We start from the raw sequence: 26762 nt of genomic DNA on the forward strand, positions 1-26762 counted from the left end.
CGGATAAATAAAAAACCCCGGAAGTCTTAAACTTCCGGGGCGAATTAACTAATTAATCCGCGGTACCACCCGCATTTGAATAAAAGCGACATAGCCTTTACTCCTCATTAACACTTAACGCGTGCAACGTAATAACCTACGATTAAACTAATCTAGAATTAATATTCTAAATACTCTTAACTTTCAGATATTCAACTCCAGAGTGTTCCTCTTAGCAATTCACTGCGTGCGCTTTCAGTCGATGACGCCACTTTCCTGTCAGCTTCCATGAAAAGAAGTCTCCTTCATAGTCTTTAGTTGATGCTTTCGCATCTATTAAATTAAATCAATAACTATTAAAACTAACAGTTATTAACTTTCAAAGTGTAACATAATTAACTGTAGAATTCAAGTTTTAATTAAGAAATCCTTCCCCAGCAAATAAAGCCTTTTCTAATTAGTATTTTACCAATTTTCCCACAAGGTATACAATATTAGCATAAATTTAGGAGGCTATTATGGACATAAAAAAACTAAGAAAAATCTTTTTTTCAACTCTTTATCTTAGCAGCTTTACCTTTGGTGGAGGATATGTAATTGTTACATTGCTTAAGAAAAAATTTGTTGATGAATTACATTGGATAGATGAAAAAGAAATGTTAGATCTAGTGGCAATTGCACAGTCATCACCAGGCGCAATCGCAGTAAATGGCTCTATTGTTGTAGGCTACAAAATCTGCGGTATTCCAGGAATTATCTGCGCTGTTTTTGGAGCTATTATTCCACCATTTGTAATTATAAGTGTGATTTCTTCTTTTTATACTCTTTTTAAAAATAACACTGTAATTAAAGCCCTGCTTTATGGCATGCGCTCCGGTGTTAGTGCGGTTATTATTTCAGTGGTATATGATATGACCAAAAATGTTATGAAAGAAAAGGACATTAGTAAAATAATAATCCTTATTGCAAGCTTTATAGCTAATTATTATTTTAATGTAAATGTAGTGCTTATTATTCTTATTGTAATTGCCTACGGACTTATTAAAGCCTTTATTAAAGGCAAAAAAGAAAAGGAGGTCTTAAAATGATTTACCTTCAGTTATTTTTAGCATTTTTACAAATTGGAGCCTTTAGTTTTGGTGGTGGTTACGCTGCTATGCCTCTAATTCAAAATCAGGTTATTGATAAATACGGTTGGCTAAGCACTAGTGATTTCTCTGATTTAGTTACCATTTCTCAAATGACGCCAGGCCCTATTGCTGTAAATTCAGCGACCTTTGTAGGTAATCAGGTGGCAGGTATTCCTGGAGCAATTGTTTCAACCCTTGGAGTAATACTTCCTTCTTGTATTTTTGTTACTTTACTTGCTTGGTTATATGTTAAATACAAGAACCTAAAGCCTCTTCAAGAAGTTTTATCTGCGCTAGCTCCAGCAGTAATTGCTATGATTTTTACCGCAGGTTTAACTATCTTAGTTCCAACAGTAATTCCAAGTGGCTTTGCAAATATAGCAACAGATGTAAATATTAGAGCCTTTGTGTTGTTTTTAGTTGCCTTCTTCCTACTACAAAAATATAAAACTGATCCTATTCTTGTAATGGTGGGCTGTGGCGTAGCAGAACTTATAGTACAGTTTGCAACTTCTAGTCTGTAATTATAATTTTACTTAACTCTAGCACTTTCCCATTAGTTTCCCATTAGCTAGTTAGATTAGTGTATAGACCAATTCCATAACATTAACAAATTATGTTATGTATAGATAAAAAGAGCTATCTCCAATTCAATTAGGAAATAGCTCTTTACTTTACTAGAATATTATATTAATTAGCAATATCTTGCCACAATCTGGTTGATAAGTTTTCCATCAGCCTTACCCTTAAGTGCTGGCATTACTGACTTCATAATCTGACCCTTGTTCTTAGTTGCAAGTACTTCTGCAAAATCCTTCTCAAGAAAAGCAACGATTTCTTCTTCAGACATCATCTTAGGGGCATACTCAGCGATAATATCATATCTTAACTTATATTCCTCTAAAAGATCTGTTCTATCTGCTGGACAAGAATCAACCTGTTCCTTAGCAGTCTTTAATTCCTTTAAAACAACCTGATCAACAATATCTTCTGTAATGTTGTCTCTGCTGCCATTATCAATAGCAAACTTCTTAACAGCACCGATTAATGATGAGATTGCTTCCTTTCTATCCTTTTCATGAGCCTTCATAGCTGCGATCATATCTTTTTGTAATTTTTCTAATGTCATAAAATCCTCCTTATTCTATATAGAATTCATTTCTATTTATCTATAGGAGTTACAAAATTAGCTATTCATTATCTGAATAGCTAACCTGTAATTTCTATCATTATAAAATTAATAAAGCCCTAAAGAAACTCTATTACTTTGTAAGCTGGTAAAAACCAACCTTTTTATAAACTTTACGAAGAGTCTTCATAGCAATATAGCCAGCTTTTTCTGCGCCTTCCTTATATACATCATTAAGGTAGGCCTTATCTTTAATAAGTCTTTCTGACTCTTCTCTAATTGGACGGAGATGTTCAATAACAGCTTCACCAACAGCTGGCTTAAACTTACCGTAACCAAGACCATCAAATTCTCTTTCGATTTCTTCAAAAGTCTTACCTGTTACTGTTGAATAGATATTCATTAAGTTAGCCACACCAGGCTTATTAACCTTATCATATCTTACACAATTTTCAGTATCTGAATCTGTAATTGCCTTCTTAAACTTACGAGCAATTGTATCAGGATCATCCATGATAAATACACAACCATCTGGATTAGACTTGCTCATCTTATCTCCTGGTGTATTAAGACCATAGATTCTAGCACCAGTCTTAGCAATAAGTGGTTCTGGTATCTTAAATACATCACCATAAATACCATTAAATCTCTGGGCAATATCTCTACAAATCTCTACATGCTGCTTTTGATCTTCACCAACTGGTACGAAATCTGGCTGGTAAAGTAAGATATCTGCTGCCATAAGTACAGGGTATGTGAATAAACCTGCATTAATATTGTCCTTGTGCTTATTAGACTTATCCTTAAACTGTGTCATTCTTGATAATTCGCCAAACATTGTATAACAATTAAGTACCCAGGCAAGCTGCGCATGTTCTGGAACGTGAGATTGTAAAAACAATGTATTCTTTTCAGGATCCAAACCACAAGCAATATACTGTGCTAACTGATTAATTGATCTTTTTCTTAAATCAGCTGGGTTCTGACGAACTGTAATTGTATGTAAATCAGCCATGAAATAGAAGCAGTCATAGTCGTTAACTCTGTCTGACCAATTCTTAATGGCTCCTAAATAATTACCTAAATGTAAGTCGCCGCTTGGCTGGATGCCTGATAGCATTCTTTTCTTCTCTTCCATAACTTTCCTCCTAATAAAATTATATGTCTTACTTATTTAAGACAACCAAGTTAAATTCTACCATAATTCTTTATCAGATTAAAGTATTTTTATATTTACTTTTACAAATAGCAAAAAAGCTGAATTTAGGCCTATATTTTGATATAATAATTACGAGATTTAATACAAAAGATTATATGTCTTTATAACAAATTATTGGAGGCTACAATGAACGAAATTAATGAAACAATAACTAATACCCCTAAAACTATAGGAATACGTATTAGGAATATTGTATTTATCACAATTGCCGCCGTTATTATGGCACTAAACATTACTATATTTGTAAGAAATGCAAACACCTTCCCTGGTGGCGCTACAGGATTAACCCTGCTTATACAGCGATCATTTTCACAATTTTTAAAAATCCATGTAAGCTACACCATTATAAATGTAATCATTAACGCTATTCCTATCTATATTGGATTTAAATATATCGGAAAGCATTTCACACTTCTATCTGTTTATATGATTATACTAACAAGTGTGCTTACAGATATTATGCCATCTATTAAAATCACTAATGATGTATTACTATTAGTTATTTTTGGTGGAATTATAAATGGAGTTGCTATTAGTATTTGCCTTCTTAATGGCGGTACTAGCGGCGGAACAGACTTTATCAGTATTTTTATTTCAGATAAAAAAGGAATAGATTCCTTTAATATAATCCTTGGATTTAATACTGTTATTCTTATAATTGCAGGATTTTTATTTGGTTGGGACAAGGCAATGTATTCAATTATTTTCCAGTATGTTTCAACACAAGTTCTTCACACGCTTTACAGAAAATACCAGGAATCCACACTTTTTATAGTTACTAATAAGCCAAAGGAAGTGGTTGATTGTATTGCCAAAACCAGTGGTCATAGCTCCACTATTCTTGAAGGTGAAGGATCATTTGAACATTGTGAAAGAAACGTTGTCTACTCTGTTATTTCTTCCCAAGAAGCCGGCTATGTAACTAAGGTTATTAAAAATACAGATCCTAACGCTTTCGTTAATGTTATGAGAACAGAACATGTTCAAGGTCGTTTTTACAGAAAAAAAGAGGACTAAAAAGAAGACTAAAAAGAAGACTAAAAAGGGGGATACTTTATGAGAGAGTATGTTATGGCTCTTGATCAGGGAACAACAAGTTCACGATGCATTATCTTTGATAAAAAAGGTAAAATCATCTCAAAAGAGCAAAAAGAATTTGAACAAATTTATCCAAGTCCAGGATGGATTGAACATAATCCAATGGAGATTTGGTCATCACAACTTGGTGTGGCTATGGAGGCTCTATTAAAAGCCGGCCTTTCCTATAGAGACATTGATTCAATAGGAATTACTAATCAAAGAGAAACAACTATTATCTGGAATAAAGAGACTGGTCTTCCTATATACAACGCCATTGTATGGCAATGTAGAAGAACTGCTCCTATTATTGAAAAATTAATTAAGGATGGATATAAAGACTATGTTATTAAAACCACAGGCCTTATTCCAGATGCTTACTTTAGTGCATCTAAAATCGCTTGGATTCTTGATAATGTAGCTAATGCTAGAGAACTTGCCAATGAAGGAAAGCTTATATTTGGTACAGTTGATAGCTGGCTTGTGTGGAATCTAACAAAGGGCAGAGTTCATGTAACTGATTATACTAACGCAAGTAGAACCATGCTTTATGATATTCATAAGCTTGACTGGGACGACAAACTTTTGGAATACTTTAATATTCCTAGATCTATGCTCCCTGAAGTTAAGCCAAGCAGTTGCCTTTTTGGCTACTCAGATACAACTGTACTTGGTGGGGAAGTCCCTATATGTGGTATTGCTGGTGATCAGCAGGCTGCCCTTTTTGGTCAGTGTTGCTTTGAAGCTGGGGAAGCCAAAAACACTTACGGTACCGGTTGTTTCCTTCTGCTTAACACAGGAAATAAAGCCATTGAATCAAAGCATGGTCTTGTAACAACCATTGCAGCAAGTCTTGATAAAAATGATATTAACTATGCCCTAGAGGGTTCTGTATTTATTGCTGGTGCTTCTATTCAGTGGTTAAGAGATGGCCTTAGAATGTTAAAAAACGCCAGTCAATCAGAAGACTACACAAAAAGTATCTCCGATACAGAAGGAGTTTATTTTGTTCCTGCCTTTACAGGCCTTGGTGCTCCTTATTGGGATCCCTATGCCCGTGGTACTATTGTAGGTTTAACTAGGGGCTGTAAAAAAGAGCATTTTATAAGGGCTACCCTTGAAGCCATTGATTATCAGGTTTATGACGTACTTGCCGCTATGAAGGAAGACGCTTGCTGTGACCTAGTATCTTTAAAGGTTGATGGCGGTGCTTGTGCTAATAACTTCCTTATGCAGTTTGAGGCTGACATATTAAATGTAGAGGTTCATAGACCTAGCTGTATTGAAACTACTGCTCTTGGTGCTGCCTATCTTGCTGGTTTATGCACAAAATACTGGAAAAACAAAGAAGATATCAAGAATAATTGGGAATTATCCAAAAATTTCATTCCTAACATGACAACTAAAGAAAGAGAAAAACTTCTCAAGGGTTGGAAACGTGCTGTTAAATGTGCTAGAGCTTGGGGAGAAGATGACGAATAATTTTTTCTAAAATCATTTATATAATAAAAAAGTCATATTGAAAATTATAATCTTAAATTAAAAAGGACTTCTAAAAAGTAATTATTATTAATTACTTTCTAGATAGTCCTTTTTATAATGATCCTACATTTATGTTTTTTTCTTATCTTCTTTATGTTTATCCAACTCTATTTTTAGTGCCAGATTACAAACTAGGGCTGATATGCAAAGTGCTATATACCATATAATATTTGGCTTATCCCCTGTGGCAGTTGATAGTCCCACAACTACATAACTTGCATTCTTCGAATTTCCATCATATGGCATTCCAGAACTTCTTGCGGTGCCTCCTGTAGATGTATAGCCTGCATTAACACCACCATTATCTGAATATCCACCGCCTCCATCAATTATTCCATTATTATCTGATGGTATTGGCTCTCCTGGATTATCAGGATTTTCAGGATTTTCTGGCGCATTAGAATCGTTATTATCATAAGGTGTATCTCTATAAATTAGTCCCATTAAACAGAACTTATCTATATTAATTGTAATTGTCTGATATACATTATCTTTATCATCATAATTTGTTGCAAAGCGCACCTTATTAGCATCCTTATGTGCAGCTACCATTCTAAAGCCTCTACCTTCCCTTACTACTATTTCTGATGGAATTATGTATGTAAGGTCTATTGGTGTATCAAGTGTAGTTAATTCTTCCTTTGTTTGTCCTCCTGCTGTATATTTAATAGTTCTATACACATCTGTATTAAAGAAGTGTATATTCTCTACATAATTTGGATCTCTCATATTAAGAAGCAATATACTGTCAGGACTTGATATGCTTTCTCTATTAGGTGTAATCTCTATTGTAATATCTGTTGATAGTTTTCCGGCATACATATCAGATACTTCCTTAACTGATAAAGCACCTGCAATAACATTGGCTTTTTCTGCACTTGTCATACTCTTAACTGTCATATCCGATGTAGAATTAACATATACATTAGAGTCTCCATTAGTTACTGATTCAATTACTGCCTCTGCCTTATTGTCTCCCTGTATTTTTTTATAAATTGCATATAAGGTTATATTTGATTTTACTGTATATTCCTTTAGTCCCTCACTTGCATTAGGATCTGTATTCCAGCCAAGGAAGATACTTCCATATTTAGATGCCTTTACCTTTAAGTTTGCCTTATCTCCATCAACAGCTATAAGTGAGCTTACATCTGATGTACCACCATTATATTCAGCATTATAAATTACGTTAAATCGCTTTTTTATAACTGTAACCTTAATTGTCTTCTTTACTGTGTTATCTGCATTAGATGTGGCTGTAATAATTGTTGTACCAAGGGCTAGGGCGTCAACTCTTCCGTGATCATCTACCGTTGCCACAGATTCATTGGTACTGCTCCATGTTAAGCTAGTATCTAGAGCATCCTCTGGTGTAATTACTGCATCAATATATTCATGGCTTTCAATTTGTATCTGTCTATCTTCACCAAGGTCGATTTTTTCTGGAACCTTAACCTTATAAATTGCATAAAGTGTTACAGGTCCTGAAACCACTAATCTATCTAGGCCTGTAGTAGCCTTAGGATTAGTATTCCAACCTAGGTGATAGTAATGTTTCTTAGTTGCCGGCACATTTAAATCTGCCTCATCTCCATAAGAGATGTCTTCACTTGTAATATAAGACTCGCCACCATTGGTTTTGGCATCATATTTTACTGTATATATTTCATCCTCAACCTCAACTATACAAATTTCCTCTACATTCTTTCCTGCAACTGGCTTAACCTTAATTATTGCCACACCTGGACTTATACCTATAACCTGTCCATTACTATCAACTGTTGCCACATTCTCATCAGAAGATTCATAAGTCACACTTTTATCTGCTACAAAATCTGGTGAAATAGTTGCTGTTATGACAAAAGTCTGTCTCTCCATTATAATTTCATGAGTCTTATCAAGACTAACTGTTAATGGTACAAAAATTGCATAAAGAATTGTATCTTTATCAGGAGTAAACTCAGTTAAGCATTCCTCCTTTGTTGTGGCAGTTGATGATAGTGACCAGCCTGCAAATACATAATCATCCTTTGTGGCTTTGACATCCAAATTAGCATTAGTTCCCTCTTCTACCTTAAGAGAACTTACTTCGCCATTTCCTCCATTAGTCTTAACATCATAGCTTATTTCATAATAAACCGGTTCTACCGTAACCCTACACTCTGCCTTTAATCCTTCTACCCTATTAGATTCAGCAGTTATAGTTACCTCACCCTTACTAATAGCTGTTATATTACCTTCGCTATCAACTGTTGCACGTTCTTCATTACTTGAATACCATCTAATTCCCTTATCTAGTGCATCCTCTGGTGTAACCACTGCATTAACTTTCGCAGTTTCTCTAACTGTTATAGTTAATTCTTCCTTATCTAAGGTTATTGTTTCCGGTAAAATTTCTTCATAAATAGCATAAAGTGTTTCTGCCTTAATAACTTTTAAACTTGTTAATCCTTCCGTTGCAAAAGGATCAGTGTTCCAGCCCTTAAATCTATAATTTTGTCTTGTGGCTACAAAGTCTAAATTAGCTTCTGTTTCATATTCCACATATTCCTCTGTAGCATCACTTTGTCCAAGTCCAGGGTTATAACTAACTAAATATGCCAAAGGATCTACAATAATTGCGCATGATGCAAAAACCGTACCGTCAACATCTGCTATGGCATTAACTACAGTTTCACCTCTATGAATGGCTGTTACTTTACCATTTTGATCCACTGTTGCTATAGTCTCATCCTCAACTTCCCAGTGAACTGTTGATGGGTTAGCATCGCTTGGAGTTACTGTAGCATTTAATATACTAGTTTGACCCTCCATAAAATTAATGCTTTCCTGATCTAGAATTACGTCATATTTTTCATAAACTGCATATAAAGTAACCTGCTGATTAGGCATAATATATTCTGTAAGTGGTGTTGTTGCTGTAGGATTAGTTGCCCAACCTCTGAATTTTTCACCAGTTTTACTTGCCTGTATATTTAAATCCACTGCTTCACCTGCAGGATATATATCTGACTCTAGTTCACTTTCTCCTCCATTTCCATCATAGATAACTCCGTATCCTCTTGGCTCAACTACAACTGTACATACACTAGTTTCATCTGTTCCTGATATTGGTGTTGCTGTAATAGATACCTGTCCTGGTTTTATAGCCTGCACATTACCATTTTGATCTACTGTTGCTATAGATTCATCGCTACTTACCCATGTTACTGACTTATCTAGTGTCTGTGCTGGTGTTACAGTTGCTGTTAATTTTTGTGTATCTCCTTCCACAAGGGTTAATGCTGTAATATCTAGATTAGCTTTAACTTTTTCAAAAACGGCATAGAGTGTTGCATTACCTGTTGCATAATATGGAGGTGTTATACCTGTTGTTGCTGTTGTAGATACTGCCCAACCTATATGAGTATAACCTGTTTTTGTTGCCTTATATTCTCCTGTTGTTATTACTTCTACTTCATCGCCATATATAAGACTTTCGCTCTTAGTTTCCTCATTTCCTCCTGTTGTCTTGGCATCATATGTAATTATGCACTGTGCTCCTGTAATTTTTAAATAAACCCTTGTACTTGCCTGTGCATATCTTGGATCTGTTGGTGTTGCTGTTGCTGTAATATAGATTCCTGATGTACCACTTGAACCTGTCTGCATTACTAACTGTCCATCATTTATCTTAGCTATACTACTATCTGATGAATCCCAAGATAAATTAAATTCTGGCGCATACTGATTTGGTGTTACTAATGCAGTTAAATCTATTACCTGATTTTCTGCCACAGTCATGGTGCTATTACTTACATTTTTATCTTCAGGATCATAAACAGAAACAACCATATCTTCATAAATTGCATAAAGAACAATTGTATCACTTTCATTGGCATTATCTTCTTTAATTACTAAAGAATCCATTCCTGTCTTAGCGTCTTTATCTGTATTCCATCCTATAAAAATTCTATTTATTCCTGATCTAATATAATCAGCGCCTCTAATGTTACCCCTTAGATTAATTGTAGTGGCTTCTTCCACAATTTCCGATGTGGTTTCACCGCCTGTAATTAAGCTTCCTCCATTAGTTCCTGCATCATATGTCAATGTATATGTACGAGGTTTAACTGTTACTAAACAACTTGCCTTTACTACAGAATTAGTACCTGTTCCTGTAGCTGTTGCTGTAATTGTAGTTGTTCCTGGATAAATTGCTGTTATTAAACCTGATTCATTTACCTTAGCTATTGATTCATCGCTACTGCTCCAGATTATGCTCTTATCTGTTGCATCATCTGGTATAAAGCTTGCTACACTTATGCTATCTATACTTCCTGCTTCTATCTCCTTAGTACTAGCACTTAATGTAAGTCCACTTACAGGTACATAAAAAATTGCATAAAGAGTAGTATCCCTTGCCACTATCATCTTAGTAATTTTAGAATTAGCATCCTTATCTGTATTCCATCCTATAAATGTACATCCTGTTCTTGTTGCTGTCTTATTAGTTAAATCTAGATAATCACCTATTTCTACAATATCAGAAGTTTCTGTAGTTGTTCCTCTATTCTCTGTAGCATTATATGTAATTGTTGCTACTGTAGATTTACTTTCAATGTTACTTTCTGGCGTATAGTCATTATACACATTAACAGGAACTACTAATGTATTGTTTATACCTCCATAGGAATACATTACTGTAATTGAACCCACCATATTAGAACTTACAACTCCAGTTGGAACTACCTTAATTGGCATTTCCTCTCCTGCAGCAATGCTTCTTTGCATTAGGCTTCCCTCAACATAAGAAAGTGTATATCCTGCAGGTGCTGTTATGGCATTAATTACAATTGAATTAGATGTTGTATTAGTTAGTATTAATGGTTTGGCACCGCTAGATCCCACTTCAAACTGTACAACAGATGGTTCTGAAACAAGATGATAACCATCAAGTAATCCCTTAACTACTGCAACATAAATTGTTCCTCCTGAACTATATGCTACATAAATAACTCCATTTCTTTGAGTGGCACTAGAATAAGAACCACTACCTACTGCAAGGGTATTACCTCCTGCACTTACATAAACTGATCCACTTGAATATGTAGTTAATAGATTACCATCAACCACATTAGCTGATCTAGTATTGGCATTAGCTGATGCTGCTGAAATTGCAGATAAACTAGTTCCTGAACTAGAGATAGAATAGCCCCCAGAATTACCATAAATATTAGCTGTACCACCTACATTAGCTACTGTTATTCCGGATAAACTAACTGTTTCTGGCTCTGTAGTAATAGGAGTAAAAATCTCTCCTCCACCCTCGCTTCTAAAAATAGCTATGGATGAATTGTCCTCAACTACAACTGTAACTGTATTACCTGCTGCTGCCAAATCTGCATTTACATAAGTGTGTTCATTTTGAATTTCGTATCCTCCTATTGAATTAACACTTGTACATTTCCATAGATTCTCACCTGTATTATCTACCATATAAATAATAGAACCTGTAATTGTCATATGTACAGTGCTTCCACTAGATGAAAGGCCACTATTATCTATGCTTTGACTAAATCCATTTTCATTGCCATAAAGCATATTAATACGGCCTCCATCCAAATAAGAGATAACCATACAGTTACCACTACTGTAATAGGCTATCTCTGGTATTGCTGATGTGCTAACTAGGGCTGTTTCCGATGTAAAACTATCTCTACTAGTTTTTATACAAATAGACACTCCATTATTATATGCTACATACACAGTTCCACTTGGATCTGTAGCAATATTTTCCGTTGTATTGCTATATCCTATACTTCCAGAGCCAAGGGTATATGTATGTGTTACCTCATAAGCTGTTGCTTTTTCAGATTTAAAAAAAGCCGCAACAAACCATACTGAATTTACCAAAACGGCAATATCCAATATAATGCTCATTACAGCTAATAAACGTTCTTTACGAACTCTTAATTTAGTTTTTTTCTTCCCTGCGTACACTCTTCTACTTTCCATAGCATTTATCCCCCAAAGCTTATACGAAACATAAGCATTTTATAAAGTCTATATAAAAATGGATTATATACACTTTCCCCATTCATCTATGTACTATATCGGTGTTTTAAATAAATATCTTTAGCAGAAAAGGCAAATTTTTTCAAAAAATTTTCATCTAGTTAAAATTAGCTATATTTACCTATATTTCGCTAATCCTCCCTAAATATTATTTATAAATCACTTATTATAGCGTTTTTAATTGTTCACGTAATTATCTAAATTAATTTTATACTAAAAGAAATAAAATGTCTATAGAATTTGTAGTTATGCTCTTCTAAGCATTGCTCCCTTTAATAAATGCTTAGCAAGAACCGATGTTGTAACTGAACCAACTCCTCCTGGTACTGGTGTTATTATAGAAGCCTTCTTACTTACTTCTTCATAATTTACATCTCCGCATAAATTACCATTAGTATCAACATTAATTCCCACATCTATTACAATGGCTCCATCTGAGACATAGCTTGAATCAACCATTTTAGCCACACCTGCTGCCGCAACTAAAACTTCTGCATTCTTACATGTTTGTGGCATATCAACTGTCTTAGTATGGCAAATCGTAACTGTGGCATTCTTCTTCATAAGAAGCATTGCCACTGGCTTACCTATTACTAGGCTTCTACCGATTACCGTTGCCCTCTTACCCTTTAAATCAACATCTGCATAATCTAGCATTTCAATAACAGCCTCTGCTGTACATGGAGCCATGCCTGTGTCATCCCCTGCAAAAACCTTAGCTAAATTAGCTGGTGAAATTCCATCTAAATCCTTTGTCTGATTTATTCTATTCTCAATAGCTTTCTCATCTAAGTGCTTAGGAAGCGGTCTTAAAAGTAAGATTCCATCTATATCCTCATCGTTATTAATCTTATCAAATTCCTTCTGGAATTCTTCGTTAGTAATTGTTTCTGGATAAACAAAAGATGTGCATCTAAAGCCCACCTTATCCATCTTTTTAGTTGCCCCTCTTTCATATGACATATCATCAGGTCTTTCACCTACTCTAATAATTGCCAAGTGAGGGATGTAATCAAGCTTTTTTGCTTCATTTATTATTTCTTCATTTATAGCATTAGCTACATTTATTCCTCTTAATTCTTGCATAAAGCCACCTATCCTCTAATTTCTTTTAATACATAGTCAAATGTCTTAGTTGCAATTTCACTTGCTTGCTCTCTTAGTTCATCAGCTCTTAATTCTAGTGCCTTTGCTTCTTTAGTATTCTTCATTAATTTAGTGTTAATATATACATTTAAAGAAGCACCCTCCATAGCTGAATTACACATACTAATTCCCACGCCTGCATCGCTTAGGGCAAGTCTTGAGCCAATTTGTGCAATTCTATCTATCATTTTCATAGCATCAAGAATTAATTCCATCATTTCAAGAGGTGCTTTTGCAGCTACTAATAAAGCTTCTTCCATTACCTTATCTCTATACTCTATTTCTTCCCTTGTTTCCTTAGGCAAAGCATATGCCTTTGATAGTGGTTCAAAAGCTTTAGCATCCTTATCCATACACTCTAATAAATCTTTTGTAAGTATACTAGCCCTTTTTATAGTCTCTTCAACTTCTTCCTGATACTTAGCATATTTTTTCTTACCATTAGTTAATGCCATAACCATATTTCCAAGACTCATACCTACTGCTGCCACAAGTCCACAAGCACCGCCGCCTCCTGGAACTGCTGCCTTAGAAGACAACTCTTCTATAAAGCTATCTATTGAATTAGAAGACATTCCCATCTATATTCCTCCAAAATTAAATATTAATCTCACCTGTAAATACTTCAGTTGCTGGACCTTCCATAATAATTGTATTCTTATCCTTATCCCAACTAATATTTAAGTCTCCACCAAGTAAATGTAGTGTTGCCTTAGCATCACAATAATCATTTAGATGTGTTGCCACAAGGCTTGCACATGCACCTGTACCACAAGCAAGAGTTTCACCTGAACCTCTTTCCCACACACGCATGTTTAAATTTTCTCTATCTACAACTTGGATAAATTCTGTATTTACCTTCTCTGGAAAAGCCTTATGGTTTTCAAATTTAGGTCCAATTTGTTCAATAGGAAATTCCTTAATATCTATATCCTTATCAAGATAAACTATTGCATGTGGATTGCCCATAGATACGCATGTAACCTTATATTCCTTACCATCCACTTCAATTGTCTCATTTATTACTCTTTCATCTTCTCTATTAGAATAATTAGATAGATAATTAACATCTACTGGTATTTTGCTTGCTTCAAGAATTGGAGAATCCATATCTACCTTTACAAGCTTTACTAATCCATTATTATCCTTTGTTACTTTAAGTGACTTAATTCCTGAAAGTGTTTCTACACTAAATTCGTCCTTATTAGTTAATTTATGGTCACAAACGTATTTACCGACGCATCTGATACCATTTCCACACATTTTTCCCTGAGATCCATCTGCATTATACATTTCCATATAAAAATCAGCCTTATCAGACTTCTTAATTAATATCAATCCATCTGAACCAATTCCAAAATGTCTATCACTAACCTTTATTGCTATTTCACTAGCATTAGCTAATGTCTCTTTTGTACAATCAACATAGACATAGTCATTACCTATTCCCTGCATCTTTGTAAACTTCATAACTACCTCTTTCTTTCTGAAAAAATCAGACATTTATTTTTGGTCTTTATAAATTGTATCAGTATTTTAGCACTTTAACAATGTAAAGTTTATATCTCATACAAACCTATTACCATTTTCGCAGATTCAACCATTGAATTTCCGCTATCCATACTACTTTTTTGAATATATCTAAACGCTTCTGGTTCAGACATATTATTTCTTTCCATTAGAAGTTGCTTAGCATCATCAATTATTTTTTGTTCCTCTAAGGTTCTTTTAACTGGAGCTTCTTTTTTCTTTTTACGTAATCTTATCTGAGACTGAATCATCATCTCTAGTGTAGAAACTAATTCATTAACCTTTAGGGGCGTTCCAAGACAGACTATATTATTGTCTCTGCATTCATCCCATCTATTCTGAGATGTTACAAGGAGAATTTCAAAACTCTTAGGTTTATATTCATATAAGTCTGAATACAGCATATTATCTGATAATTTATATCCACACACTATTATTCCACTCGCTAAAGAATCTGCCTGATTAATAACCTGTGCCCCACTTGTTAATGGCATAGCTACATCAAAGCCCTTTCGAATTAAAAGATTTCTGATGGCCCTTGCTTCTTCCAACTTAGGAAATGCAACTATAATTGTAGCCATATACTCTCCTTTAATTAATACTTATATAAATACTCGTCAAGTTCCCACTTAGTAATCTGCTCTTTATATGCCTTCCATTCTGCCTTCTTAGCTTCAACATACTTATCTAAAATATGCTTTCCAAGTACATTACAAATTAATTCATCCTCTTGTAAATGCTTTAATGCATCATTTAAATCTACTGGTAATCTATCAATATTTTCCTTTTTTCTTTCCTCATCTGTCATTTCATAAAGATTTCTTCCAACAGCCTTTGGAACCTCTAATTTATTCTTTAATCCATCAAGTCCTGCTGCAAGTAAACATGCTATTACAAGATATGGATTAGCAGATGGATCTGGACTTCTAAGCTCAACTCTTGTTCCATAACCATTAACTGCTGGAATTCTAATTAAAGGACTTCTATTAGTAGTTGACCAAGCAATATAAACTGGAGCTTCAAATCCAGGAATTAATCTCTTATATGAATTCACCAATGGATTTGTTATAGCTGCCATTCCCTTAGCATGTTTTAAAATACCTGCTATAAAATGATATGCTTCCTTAGACAATCCATTCTCATCATTTAAATCCTCAAAAATATTCTTGCCATCCTTTGTAGCAAGAGACATATTTATATGCATTCCAGAACCATTAATTCCCTGCTTTGGCTTTGGCATAAATGTTGCATAAAGGCCATGTCTTTTAGCTATTGATTTAACAGTTAGCTTAAATGTAACAATAGCATCTGCAGCTTTTAATGCTTCATCATATTTAAAATCGATTTCATGCTGTGCCGGTGCTATTTCATGATGAGAAGCCTCCACTTCAAAGCCCATTTCTTCTAGATTAAGAACCATATCTCTTCTTACATTTTCCCCTAAGTCTGTTGGGCCAATGTCAAAATAACCTGCTTTTTCATCAGATGTTGGAATAGGATTACCAGCCTCATCAGTTTGGAATAAGAAAAATTCCAATTCTGGTCCTACATCAAATCTATAACCTAATTCATCTGCTTCCTTAATTACCTTCTTAAGACAATATCTAACATCCCCTTCAAAAGGCTGTCCATTAGGCATATAAACATCACAAATTAATCTTGCAACCTTTCCCTGCTGTGGTCTCCATGGGAATATTTCAAAGCTATCATAATCAGGATATAAATACATATCCGACTCTTCTATTCTTACAAATCCCTCAACAGCTGAACCATCAAACATGCACTTATTATCTAGCGCTTTTTCTAGCTGACTAGCTGTTATAGCAACGTTTTTTAATGTTCCAAAAATATCTGTAAACTGAAGTCTAATAAATTCAACTCCCTCTTCCTCAACAAGATTTTTAATGTCCTCTCTTGTGTATTTACTCATATGCCATCCTCCTTTTAAAAAAACACATCTTTTAATAATATACATCATTACTCATTTTTTTGTATATAGGTTAAAACTTTCATTTATTAGTTTTTATAAAAAATATGACCGTAAAAATTTAAGCTATAAGCCCCTAAAGCCACAATCTAGAGTTTTAAAAAAAGCGCCACCAAATAAATGGTGACGCTTCTTTGTGGCATCATTGTGGCCATAGCCTTTAAACAACAAATTGTCGTTTTTTATTTATGTATCGAATATCTAGTAATTGAAAAATTCGGACATTATATATTAGTAATTACTTTTAAAAACCTACGCAATTACCCTTTAATGTAGCTCCATCAATTCTATTCTTACCACTCTTTGATGTACAATCCTGAATGATTGCCTTTCCGAATGTTACCTTGTAACCAAGAGCTGATGGTGTACCTGTTAGAGGCCAATTATAGTTATATGTCTTATTAGATTCTGCATAGCAATTCTTCATTGTAACAACACCGCTCTGGTTATTTCTGTCATAACCTGCAGCATAGTTACCAATTGCCTTACATCCCTCTAAATAATGATTTAAAGGATCAATATGTGCCTTCTGTCCTGGTGTCTTATTATCAACACCACCAAGCTTGAATCCGTTACCATCACCATAAATGCCATCGCAATAACCATTGTAATTAGCCTGGCAGTTAATTAACTTAACTGCGCCATGTGCAGCATAGCAATCCCATCCATCATCTGAATTGTATTCAGCTACACAATTTTCAAAATAATTGCCTTCACCTGAATGGAGCTTTACAGCAAAACCATCAGCATTCTCACCCTTAGCATCAGCATTGTGATGTGAATGACAATTATAGAATTTATTATTAGCACCGCCATTAGATACCTGGAAACCAGCATCGTCATTATAGCAGCATGTTACATACTTAAATATATTATTAGAACCTGAAATAAAGATACCATTATCTGCAGCATTCTTAATTGTTACATCAGAAATTGTGCTTCCGTTACCAGAAATTGTAATACCACGTCCTGATGAACCTGATGTCTGAGAAAAATCAATAGTTGCATTATTCTTACCAGCGATATTAACACCAGCTGGAAGTGTAATTGCACCTGACTTAACTGTACCATCAATTACAATTGTTGTGCCCTTTTTAGCACTCTTAATAGCTGATTCTAAACTTGTTCCACCGTTCTTAACAGTGATTGTGCTTCCACTTGTCTGAGAACCTGAATTAGAGCCTGAGCTTGAGCTTGATCCAGAGTTTGAACCTGAATTAGAACCTGAGCTTGAACCTGAGTTTGAACCTGAATTAGATCCTGAATTAGATCCTGAATTAGATCCTGAATTAGATCCTGAGTTTGAACCTGAAGCGCTTGCATCATCAACCTGGATCTTATAGATGTTAATTCCGCTGTTCTGAGAATAAAGATAAATGTATCCCTTTGAACCTGTGTAATTAAATGTCTGCTGACTAGCTGTTGTGCCTGCTGTCAATGTACCCATTGAATTACCATTTGAATTAGCAACGATAAGCTTTCTTGAAGAAGAACCGCTACTTCTTAAAACTACTTTAATTGTGCTGTTACCATTAACTGGAACTTTTACAGAACGACCATTCTTATCTCCTGTTCCGCCAAGAGCTAAGCAATGTGTGTAAGATACGCCATCTACAGTAGCGTTCTCTGCCTTTACTGACATTTTCTTAGAACTTGTTGCTACGAGTGTAAGTCCCTCAACTGTCTTTGTGCTTGAAATTGTACCAAGACTCTTAAATGAAGTATTCTTGAAATTCCAAGATGTAGATGCAGCAGATGTTTCTGTTGCCATTAATACGATGCTAGCACCTAGTACAAGTACAAGTGCCATAACTAATGAAAAAATTCTTTTTAGTTGTCTCATAAATAACTAACCTCCCAAAACGTCACAATAATGCCAATGTTCAATGTTGTCGTGAACATGTAATAATTTATCACAAATCCCTTATGTTTAATAGTCACAACTTTTCACAAATTTTTCACATTTTTTTGTGCAATGTTAACATTTTGGGAGCTTAATATAAATTCAATTCTATAAGAATTCAACCTCATATAATAAATTCAATCCTACAGGAATTCAACCTCATATGATAAATTCAATCCTATAGGAATTCAACCTCATATGATCTTACAAATTCTTCATTAACCAAAAGTTTATTGCTCCACTCTCTCTTAGTTAACTCCTTATTAAAATCCACAGCATCAGCTCTACCATACCATGGTTCTATACAAATAAATGGCACATCTTTTTTTGCTGCTGACCAAAGTCCAAAAACAGGAGCATCAAAATTTACAGTAACATATTTTTTACCATTGTATGCCAGGGAAACTTTCTTTGCTTGTCCATTTTCTACAATTAAAGCATCCTTATCAAAAAATGTCTTATCCACTCTAAACTCATAATTTGAATCTAATTCTAAGTCATATTCTTTATTAACAACTAAACCATCTTCACTTAAAAGCTTGTAAAAAATCTTATGAGAATCCTTATTATCCTGTCTCATTTCTTCAAAACAAATTTTTACACCTGCCTGTGACTCATTAAGCTCAGGGCAAACAAAGGCTGGATGTCCACCTATACTAAAATAGATTTCTTTATTATCTGTATTAACAACCTTTAATGTCTTTTTTATTCTATTGTCATTTAACTCATATTCAATATACAAAGCAAAATCAAATGGATATTTCTCCTTAAAAGAATCATTAGATAGTAATTTCATAACTAACTTATGTCCATTATTTTCAACTAAATCAAATTCATTATCTCTTGCAAAACCATGCTGTGACATTGTATATGTCTTACCCTCATAAAGACTTTCATTGTCCCTATATTTGCCTACAATTGGGAATAACACTGGTGCTGTTCTCTTCCATGCATCAGGATTTCCATTCCACATAAATTCCCTATTAGTTTCCTTCTCCTTTACAGACTTAATCTCACAACCAAGAGAATCCACAACTAGCTTTAATTTTTCATTTTCTAATACGTAGTTCATAAAACCTCCAATAAATTCTAAATTATATAAATTCTAAGTTATAATAAAAAAACCGATTCGAAAGAATTATCATAAATAATCACAATCAAATCGGTCTTATCATATATGCGGATAACAGGAATCGAACCTGCACGGGGTACCCCACTAGAACCTAAATCTAGCGCGTCTGCCAGTTCCGCCATATCCGCGAACGTATATTATCTTATCATGTTTTTTTATCATCGTCAAGTAATTTTAATTCAAAAAAACTTTTCTATCTCTTTAGCTCTCATTTCCCATGTATCCCTTGTAGAGGCCTGCTTAAAGGCTGTATTTGCCATTTTTGAGAGTCTTTTTCTATCATTAAGCAAATGTCTTATTTTTTCACTAAAATCTCTTAAAACAGCCAAATCAAAGCCAGATTTTTCATAGCTATTAAGCATATCTAAGTCATACACAATGGAATTATCCCTAGTTAAAACCTCCTCATCTAAATACTTTGATGAATCCGTTAAAACCACAGCCCCATTTAACATGGAAGAATAAATCCTATCATGGCTGCCATCCTTAAACCAAGGCATTACATTTAGCGCAATCTTTGCCTGGGATATGGCTTTAAGACATTTTTGTGTGTCTCCCCCGCCAAGTTCAACTAAATTCTTACGTGATTCCAAATTCATATAGTTAAATCCTTCACCTACCACCACTAAATTAAAACCACAATTTAACAAAGCTTTAATCATCAATTCTCTGTAATGAAACCTAACTGATAAGTCCACGTACATAAATGTCTGCATTGCTTCCCTAAATTCCAAATCCGTAATAGCTGGTATCTCCTTAGTAAGAAAAAAATGTCCAATTTCATCAATGCTTTTTTTAGGATTATTAATTGCATAGGTAAGCGCACTATTATAAAAACTTATATAGGGTTCCCCCATATTCTCAATATACTTCTTTAAAATACTATTAGGTGTAAAATTTCCCACAAATACAATATCATATGGTCTTTCGTCCATTGATAAATAGTCTTTGTCTTCTAAAATATTGTGATTCTTATTAAGATTAGTACCTGCAGTTGGTAAAAAAGAAACATTCTTAATTTCCGGATAAAAATGTCTTATATATTCAACGTGTTTTCTGTCGATATTTATTTGATAATAATCTTTAGGAATTAGTTCTAGATACTTATGATAATATAGGGGATGATCCACAACAATATTAATAACTCTTATGTTGGTCTCATCCCATATATTTTTATTATCATTATACAAGCCTTCTTCTCCAGCAATTCCTTCATGATTAAAGGTAATGGCTATAAGTTTCTCATGTCTATTTCTTTCTATAAATTCTCGAAGTCTTATTTCTTCACTTGCACCTAATAAAAGGTTATACCAAAATATCTCATATCCTTTTTCGCAAAAGTATTCTGACATTTCCATAGAAAAAAATTCCAAGGTTTCAACTCCACCCTTAAACATAATCAACTTCATACACTACCCCCAAAAGTCTATGCCGGTTTATTAGCTCTAATGTTAATACTTATTTTATTGTCTTTATAATCTATGCTTGCAAATCTATGCTTGCAAATCTATGCTTGCTTTATTGCCTCAAATATTCCATCTAGGGCTGTTACATCAATTTCTTCTGCTTTACCTGAATCTATAAGTGCTGCAACTTCTGGTTTTATAGGCAATTTAGCTACTGTATTAATGTTAAGATTCTTAGCGATTTCATCTATATGACTTTCACCATAAATATAATGTTTCTTTCCACAATCTGGGCACTCAAAATATGACATATTCTCAACTATACCTAATACTGGAACTTTCATCATATTAGCCATCTTAACTGCTTTCTCAACAATCATAGAAACTAAATCCTGAGGTGATGTTACTACAACTATTCCTGCAACTGGTAATGTCTGGAAAATAGTTAATGGCACATCCCCTGTTCCAGGTGGACAGTCAACAAACATATAATCTACATCTTCCCATAATACCTCTTCCCAGAATTGCTTTACCACATTGGCAATAACTGGACCTCTCCAGATTACTGGATCTGTTTCATTTTCAACGAGAAGATTTAATGACATCATCTTAATACCTGTATTAGTTATTGCTGGGTAAATTATTGAACCCGACTCATCTGTCATTGCTCTTTCACTTACACCAAAAGACTTTGGTATAGATGGTCCTGTAATATCAGCATCTAGTATTGCTGTCTTATTACCTTTTTTCTGTGAATTTACAGATAACATAGAAGTAACTAATGACTTTCCAACGCCACCCTTACCACTTACAACTGCAATAACCTTCTTAACTCCATCATAGTTATTTGCTTTCTTTTCTTCTTCTTTTTTTGGTGGTTTAAGTTCATCTATAGATTTTGCATTATTTGCTTCATTCTTATATTCTTCGCTCATTTTATCCTCCAAAGTTAATAATTACATAAGTAATTATACATCATGCTCTAAACTTGTAAAGCGGACACTTTGGATTATCTTTTAGCTTCTTATATAAAAGTGACACTTTATACTGCCACAGAAATACCTACTTATATTCTCGAAAAATTGGCACAAAAAAAGTCGGAAGAAAAATTCTTCCGACTTAGTATGAGTCCAGCGGGGATCGAACCCGCGACACCTAGATTAAAAGTCTAGTGCTCTACCAACTGAGCTATGAACCCTTATAGAAACTTAGGATATATAATCCAACTGGGCTAGCTGGATTCGAACCAGCGAATGCAGGGATCAAAACCCTGTGCCTTACCGCTTGGCGATAGCCCATTGTAAATATAAATTAACAGCTATGTACATCGTACAAACTTGCGTTAAATGAGTTCCCCTTAATAACTTCTGCTATTCATCCAGCCTCTAAATTAAAAAAGGGTGGGTACAGGGATTCGAACCCTGGACCTTCAGAGCCACAATCTGACGCGCTGACCAGCTGTGCTATACCCACCATAAAAAATAGTGTGCCCGGGGGGATTCGAACCCTCGACCCACGGCTTAGAAGGCCGTTGCTCTATCCAGCTGAGCTACGGACACACGAAGCGGGTGATGGGAATCGAACCCACGTATCTAGCTTGGAAGGCTAGTGTTCTACCATTGAACTACACCCGCGTAGTATTTAGTTGTAAGTCGGGGTGACAGGATTCGAACCTGCGACCTCTTGATCCCAAATCAAGCGCTCTAGCCAAGCTGAGCCACACCCCGAGGTGTTTAAGCTTTGTTGTTATCTTGTCGTCCGTAACGACAAGAATTATTTTACATCAGTGAGTCGTTTTTGTCAAGCATTTTTTTGACTTTTTTAACTCTTTCTGATGAGTAGCTATCAATCAAAGACTGATAAAAACTACATTCATAACTGTTGCTTCTCTGCCATTGCCTACTTCCCAGTGGCCTATGTCGTGGCAGTCACAACAGTTATGAATTATACACTATAATTCTTTAATTGTAAAGTGAATTTCGCAATTTTTTTCAAAATTTTCGAATTCCATCATTATGTAGGTACATTTGCGGCTTTCTTGACGTGGATAACTTATGCTTCCAGGGTTAATTAGGGTCAAATCTTTCTCTTTTATAATCACTGGTCTGTGAGTATGTCCAAACATTACTATATCTATATCTCGTGCTCTGCATTCCTCCTTGAGAGTCTGCAAATCCAATGATACATAATAATAATGTCCATGTGTTAAAAGTATCTTTTTCCCTGCAATTGTAATTTCTTTTTCTGATGGCATATGTGAATCAAAATCATTATTACCTGGCACCATTATAGTTTTACAATTAGCCATTTCCTCAATTATATCTTGATTCCCTTCAAAATCGCCCAAATGTATTAACATATCAATTGGACCTTCATCAAAGAGTGCTTGTGCTAAATTGCCCTCCCTACGATGCGTATCACTAACTATCATTACTCTATGCATTTTTTTCTAATTCCCCTTTTATTAATCTTAATGCCTTACCTCTATGACTGATTTTATTTTTTTCTTCTGGCGAAAGGGATGCAGAAGTCATCTTATATTCTGGTAAATAAACTATTGGATCATAGCCAAAGCCATTCTCCCCTGAAATTTCCTTAGCTAATAAGCCTTCCATAGTAGCTCTTTTTACCACTTCTCTTCCATCTGGAAAAACTACTGCTATTGCACATACGAAACGACAGCTTCTATCCTGTCCTTCTACACCCTCTAGTTTTTCTATTAATGCTCTATTTTTAATGTCATAACTTGTATCATGTCCCATAAATCGCGCAGAATACACTCCTGGAGCCTTATTTAAATAGTCAATCTCCAATCCAGAATCATCGGCCATTGTAATCTCTCCTGTTAGCTTTGCTATGGCTCTAGCCTTTATAAGGGCATTTTCCTCAAATGTTGTTCCATTCTCTTCTACATCAACATCAATACCAGCTTCCTTAAGCGAAACAATTTCATAATCTTTTAGAATATCTTTTACTTCTATAACCTTATTCTTATTATTAGATGCTAAAATAATCTTTTTCATGATACTTCTCCCAATTACGTTTATAAAATCTAGTTTTTATCTTCCCTTGGCTTTCTTGGTGGCTTTGGGCCAACAAATGAATAAAAATATGTCTTTAACATACCATTATAGATTTTTCTATTCTTATCTGCTTTTCTGCCAAAATATTTACAAGCTTCCTCATATGATGTGATCATGTATATTGACCATGTATCTAATAATGCTGTTTGTTTACCAAAATTTGTATAGATTGCAGGTAATGTCTTTTTATCCTCTAAACGCTCGCCATAAGGTGGATTTGTAATTATAAATCCATACTTACCATGATGACTTAAATTAGCCACATCTCTGTTCTGAAAATGGATTAAATGATCTACCCTTGCTCTTTTAGCATTTATTCTTGCCTTTTTAATCACTTCATCATCAATATCATAAGCTTGAATTTCAGTTTCAATATCAATGTTCTCTAAGTCAATAGCCTCATCTCTTGCTTCTTGCCAAAGAGATTTATCTATAAAATTAGTCCATTTTTCAGCAACAAAGTTTCTATCAACTCCCGGTGCTATATTAGCAGCCATCATTGCTGCCTCTATTGCAAAAGTTCCACTACCACAAAATGGATCAACTAAAATTCTATCCTTATTCCATGGTGTTAGCTTTATTAGGGCAGCTGCAAGAGTCTCAGATATAGGTGCCTTACCTGCTACAGGACGATATCCTCTCTTGTGTAATGATACACCTGTTGTATCTAAGCCTATTGTTACTATATCCTTCATAATTGTTACTCGGATTGGATAACTTTCTCCATCTTCTTCGAACCAATTCGCTCTATATTTAATCTTTAAACGCTCTACAATTGCTTTCTTAACAATTGACTGTATATCTGAAGAACTAAACAATTTACTATTAACTGAATTTGCCTTAGTTACCCAGAATTTACCATTTTTAGGAATGAATTCTTCCCAAGGTAATTCCTTAGTCTGATCAAATAACTCTGTAAATGTTACAGCTTTAAACTGACCAACTTTTAAAAGAATTCTTTCTGTTGTTCTTAAATTTATATTGGCTCTTGTTATAGCCTCTGCATCACCAACAAAAGTAACCTTACCATCTTCCACAGAAGATATATCGTATCCTAAATCATATATTTCTCTTTTTAATACTGATTCAAGTCCAAAATGACATGGTGCAATCAATTCAAATGTATTCATTAATAACTCCTACTTTGTTATATTATTCTTTATGAAAATAGTAAGCTTTAAATAGAAGATTGCTTACACTAGGTTCAATCAAACTATCTTCATAATTATAACATACTCATTCTAATAATAATTCTAAAAAAATTTAATGTCAATTATATAAAAATATCTATATAATAAAAAAACCTTGCAATATTAGTTGCAAGGTCAAATGTACGTGACAAGATTCGAACTCGCGACCTTCTGGTCCGTAGCCAGACGCTCTATCCAGCTGAGCTACACGTACATATAAAGTAAACATCTAAGATGTTTAGTGCCGGCAACGGGAATCGAACCCGTATGGGAGTATAAGTCCCGCAGGATTTTAAGTCCTGTGCGTCTGCCAGTTCCGCCACACCGGCTTAAATATGGTCATTAAAGACTTAATGGGGCCTACAGGGCTCGAACCTGTGACCCTCTGCTTGTAAGGCAGATGCTCTCCCAGCTGAGCTAAGACCCCTTCTTGTAAACCATGTTTACTTTACAATATTAAATTGTAAACGACCCGGATGGGGTTCGAACCCACGACCTCCGCCGTGACAGGGCGGCGCTCTAACCAGCTGAGCCACCAGGCCAAATTATCTTAAAAAATGAGTAGAACAAATGGACCTTCGGGGACTCGAACCCAGGACCGACCGGTTATGAGCCGGTTGCTCTAACCAACTGAGCTAAAGGTCCAATTAAGAGCCGACAGTCGGAGTCGAACCAACAACCTGCTGATTACAAATCAGCTGCTCTGCCATTGAGCCATGTCGGCATGAAAATCTAATCATTTGCTCTACTCTATGACGCCAAGGGGATTCGAACCCCTGATACCACCGTGAAAGGGTGGTGTCTTAACCGCTTGACCATGGCGCCTTATATAGTTCTGTAACAAATAGTGATATTTTCTATCACAGCTCCCCGAGTAGGGCTCGAACCTACAACAACTCGGTTAACAGCCGAGTGCTCTACCATTGAGCTATCGAGGAATAACCTGAAAGATTGCTCTTTCAAAACTGCACATTAAATATATTCATCCGTAAGTCATTCTCTAAGAATAACCCTCGCTTATGTTCAGTGATTTCTCACTCTCTATCCAAACCTTAACCTTAATTGGTTAAGCCCTCGACCTATTAGTACAAATCAGCTCCACATGTCACCACGCTTCCACCTTTTGCCTATCAACCTCGTCGTCTTCAAGGGGTCTTACTACATTCGTATGGGATATCTCATCTTGAGGGGGGCTTCACGCTTAGATGCCTTCAGCGTTTATCCCGTCCCGACTTGGCTACTCGGCCATGCA

The 26762-nt window shown here is 34.9% G+C and carries 19 protein-coding genes, 15 tRNA genes and 1 rRNA gene; 4 read left to right on the top strand and 31 right to left on the bottom strand.

Annotated features, from left to right (window positions below; translation table 11 throughout):
* The first annotated feature begins 497 nt into the window (after positions 1–497).
* Together T537_RS0108230 and T537_RS0108235 are read left to right on the top strand one after the other, a co-directional pair.
* A complete protein-coding gene (locus T537_RS0108230; RefSeq protein ID WP_031557173.1) occupies positions 498–1067 on the top strand; it encodes a chromate transporter in 570 nt (189 codons plus the stop codon).
* A complete protein-coding gene (locus T537_RS0108235) occupies positions 1064–1633 on the top strand; it encodes a chromate transporter (protein ID WP_031557174.1) in 570 nt (189 codons plus the stop codon). The genes T537_RS0108230 and T537_RS0108235 overlap by 4 nt, the downstream gene beginning before the upstream one ends.
* A 170-nt stretch (positions 1634–1803) precedes the next feature.
* Here T537_RS0108235 and T537_RS0108240 read toward each other — a convergent pair whose 3' ends face one another.
* Both T537_RS0108240 and trpS read right to left on the bottom strand, forming a co-directional pair.
* Positions 1804–2238, bottom strand: a complete 435-nt coding sequence (locus T537_RS0108240) for a GatB/YqeY domain-containing protein (RefSeq protein ID WP_031557176.1) — start codon at positions 2236–2238, stop codon at positions 1804–1806.
* Between the two features lie 133 nt (positions 2239–2371).
* Entirely contained in the window at positions 2372–3376 is a 1005-nt protein-coding gene (trpS, locus tag T537_RS0108245) for a tryptophan--tRNA ligase (RefSeq protein ID WP_031557178.1), read from the bottom strand.
* 207 nt (positions 3377–3583) lie between these two features.
* Between trpS and T537_RS0108250 the strand changes: the two genes are divergently transcribed.
* Together T537_RS0108250 and glpK are read left to right on the top strand one after the other, a co-directional pair.
* A complete protein-coding gene (locus tag T537_RS0108250; protein WP_051554995.1) occupies positions 3584–4474 on the top strand; it encodes a YitT family protein in 891 nt (296 codons plus the stop codon).
* Between the two features lie 39 nt (positions 4475–4513).
* The gene (gene glpK / locus T537_RS0108255) at positions 4514–6016 is read left to right on the top strand and encodes a glycerol kinase GlpK (RefSeq protein WP_031557179.1); all 1503 of its coding nucleotides are present in this window, start codon (positions 4514–4516) and stop codon (positions 6014–6016) included.
* A gap of 129 nt (positions 6017–6145) precedes the next feature.
* Here the strand turns inward: glpK and T537_RS12485 are convergent, their stop codons facing one another.
* The 29 genes from T537_RS12485 to T537_RS0108400 form a co-directional block, all read right to left on the bottom strand.
* Positions 6146–12073, bottom strand: coding sequence for an Ig-like domain-containing protein (locus T537_RS12485; protein ID WP_031557181.1), 5928 nt, complete (start codon positions 12071–12073; stop codon positions 6146–6148).
* A 306-nt stretch (positions 12074–12379) separates the two neighbouring features.
* On the bottom strand, positions 12380–13219 hold the full coding sequence (locus T537_RS0108265) for a bifunctional 5,10-methylenetetrahydrofolate dehydrogenase/5,10-methenyltetrahydrofolate cyclohydrolase (protein ID WP_031557183.1): 840 nt from the start codon (positions 13217–13219) through the stop codon (positions 12380–12382).
* A gap of 8 nt (positions 13220–13227) precedes the next feature.
* Positions 13228–13860 carry a cyclodeaminase/cyclohydrolase family protein gene (locus T537_RS0108270; protein ID WP_034244517.1) on the bottom strand — a complete coding sequence of 211 codons (633 nt, stop codon included), beginning with the start codon at positions 13858–13860 and terminating at the stop codon, positions 13228–13230.
* 16 nt (positions 13861–13876) lie between these two features.
* Positions 13877–14749: a diaminopimelate epimerase gene (dapF, locus tag T537_RS0108275; RefSeq protein ID WP_031557187.1), complete on the bottom strand. Its 873-nt coding sequence runs from the start codon at positions 14747–14749 to the stop codon at positions 13877–13879.
* Positions 14750–14838: 89 nt separating this feature from the next.
* Positions 14839–15390, bottom strand: coding sequence for an ANTAR domain-containing response regulator (locus T537_RS0108280; RefSeq protein WP_027438334.1), 552 nt, complete (start codon positions 15388–15390; stop codon positions 14839–14841).
* 14 nt (positions 15391–15404) lie between these two features.
* Positions 15405–16739 carry a glutamine synthetase family protein gene (locus tag T537_RS0108285; RefSeq protein ID WP_031557189.1) on the bottom strand — a complete coding sequence of 445 codons (1335 nt, stop codon included), beginning with the start codon at positions 16737–16739 and terminating at the stop codon, positions 15405–15407.
* 301 nt (positions 16740–17040) lie between these two features.
* Positions 17041–18639: a right-handed parallel beta-helix repeat-containing protein gene (locus T537_RS13080; protein ID WP_242839176.1), complete on the bottom strand. Its 1599-nt coding sequence runs from the start codon at positions 18637–18639 to the stop codon at positions 17041–17043.
* A 238-nt stretch (positions 18640–18877) separates the two neighbouring features.
* Positions 18878–19771: an aldose 1-epimerase family protein gene (locus T537_RS0108295; protein WP_031557194.1), complete on the bottom strand. Its 894-nt coding sequence runs from the start codon at positions 19769–19771 to the stop codon at positions 18878–18880.
* A gap of 106 nt (positions 19772–19877) precedes the next feature.
* Positions 19878–19959, bottom strand: a tRNA-Leu gene (locus T537_RS0108300).
* A 51-nt stretch (positions 19960–20010) separates the two neighbouring features.
* Positions 20011–21240: a glycosyltransferase family protein gene (locus T537_RS0108305; protein WP_031557196.1), complete on the bottom strand. Its 1230-nt coding sequence runs from the start codon at positions 21238–21240 to the stop codon at positions 20011–20013.
* 98 nt (positions 21241–21338) lie between these two features.
* Entirely contained in the window at positions 21339–22172 is an 834-nt protein-coding gene (locus tag T537_RS0108310) for an Mrp/NBP35 family ATP-binding protein (RefSeq protein ID WP_027438330.1), read from the bottom strand.
* Positions 22173–22362: 190 nt separating this feature from the next.
* Positions 22363–22435, bottom strand: a tRNA-Lys gene (locus T537_RS0108315).
* A gap of 28 nt (positions 22436–22463) precedes the next feature.
* Positions 22464–22535: transfer RNA gene (locus T537_RS0108320), tRNA-Gln, on the bottom strand.
* Between the two features lie 101 nt (positions 22536–22636).
* Positions 22637–22710: transfer RNA gene (locus T537_RS0108325), tRNA-His, on the bottom strand.
* Between the two features lie 12 nt (positions 22711–22722).
* Positions 22723–22796 (bottom strand) — tRNA-Arg (locus T537_RS0108330).
* Positions 22797–22800: 4 nt separating this feature from the next.
* A tRNA-Gly gene (locus T537_RS0108335) sits at positions 22801–22871 on the bottom strand.
* A gap of 18 nt (positions 22872–22889) precedes the next feature.
* Positions 22890–22964: transfer RNA gene (locus T537_RS0108340), tRNA-Pro, on the bottom strand.
* Positions 22965–23188: 224 nt separating this feature from the next.
* A complete protein-coding gene (locus tag T537_RS0108345; RefSeq protein WP_031557198.1) occupies positions 23189–23680 on the bottom strand; it encodes a metallophosphoesterase family protein in 492 nt (163 codons plus the stop codon).
* A complete protein-coding gene (gene rdgB / locus T537_RS0108350; protein WP_031557200.1) occupies positions 23673–24260 on the bottom strand; it encodes an RdgB/HAM1 family non-canonical purine NTP pyrophosphatase in 588 nt (195 codons plus the stop codon). The genes T537_RS0108345 and rdgB overlap by 8 nt, the downstream gene beginning before the upstream one ends.
* A gap of 29 nt (positions 24261–24289) precedes the next feature.
* Positions 24290–25450, bottom strand: a complete 1161-nt coding sequence (locus T537_RS0108355) for a THUMP domain-containing class I SAM-dependent RNA methyltransferase (RefSeq protein ID WP_031557201.1) — start codon at positions 25448–25450, stop codon at positions 24290–24292.
* A 200-nt stretch (positions 25451–25650) separates the two neighbouring features.
* Positions 25651–25724, bottom strand: a tRNA-Arg gene (locus tag T537_RS0108360).
* 28 nt (positions 25725–25752) lie between these two features.
* Positions 25753–25839: transfer RNA gene (locus T537_RS0108365), tRNA-Leu, on the bottom strand.
* Between the two features lie 25 nt (positions 25840–25864).
* Positions 25865–25937 (bottom strand) — tRNA-Val (locus T537_RS0108370).
* 41 nt (positions 25938–25978) lie between these two features.
* Positions 25979–26052, bottom strand: a tRNA-Asp gene (locus T537_RS0108375).
* A 29-nt stretch (positions 26053–26081) separates the two neighbouring features.
* Positions 26082–26155, bottom strand: a tRNA-Ile gene (locus tag T537_RS0108380).
* Positions 26156–26162: 7 nt separating this feature from the next.
* Positions 26163–26234: transfer RNA gene (locus tag T537_RS0108385), tRNA-Thr, on the bottom strand.
* A gap of 29 nt (positions 26235–26263) precedes the next feature.
* A tRNA-Glu gene (locus tag T537_RS0108390) sits at positions 26264–26335 on the bottom strand.
* 41 nt (positions 26336–26376) lie between these two features.
* Positions 26377–26448, bottom strand: a tRNA-Asn gene (locus tag T537_RS0108395).
* A gap of 124 nt (positions 26449–26572) precedes the next feature.
* Positions 26573–26762: ribosomal RNA gene (locus T537_RS0108400) — 23S ribosomal RNA — on the bottom strand; the annotation flags it as partial.

The organism is Lachnospira multipara LB2003 (assembly GCF_000702205.1).
Lineage (GTDB): Bacteria > Bacillota > Clostridia > Lachnospirales > Lachnospiraceae > Lachnospira > Lachnospira multipara_A.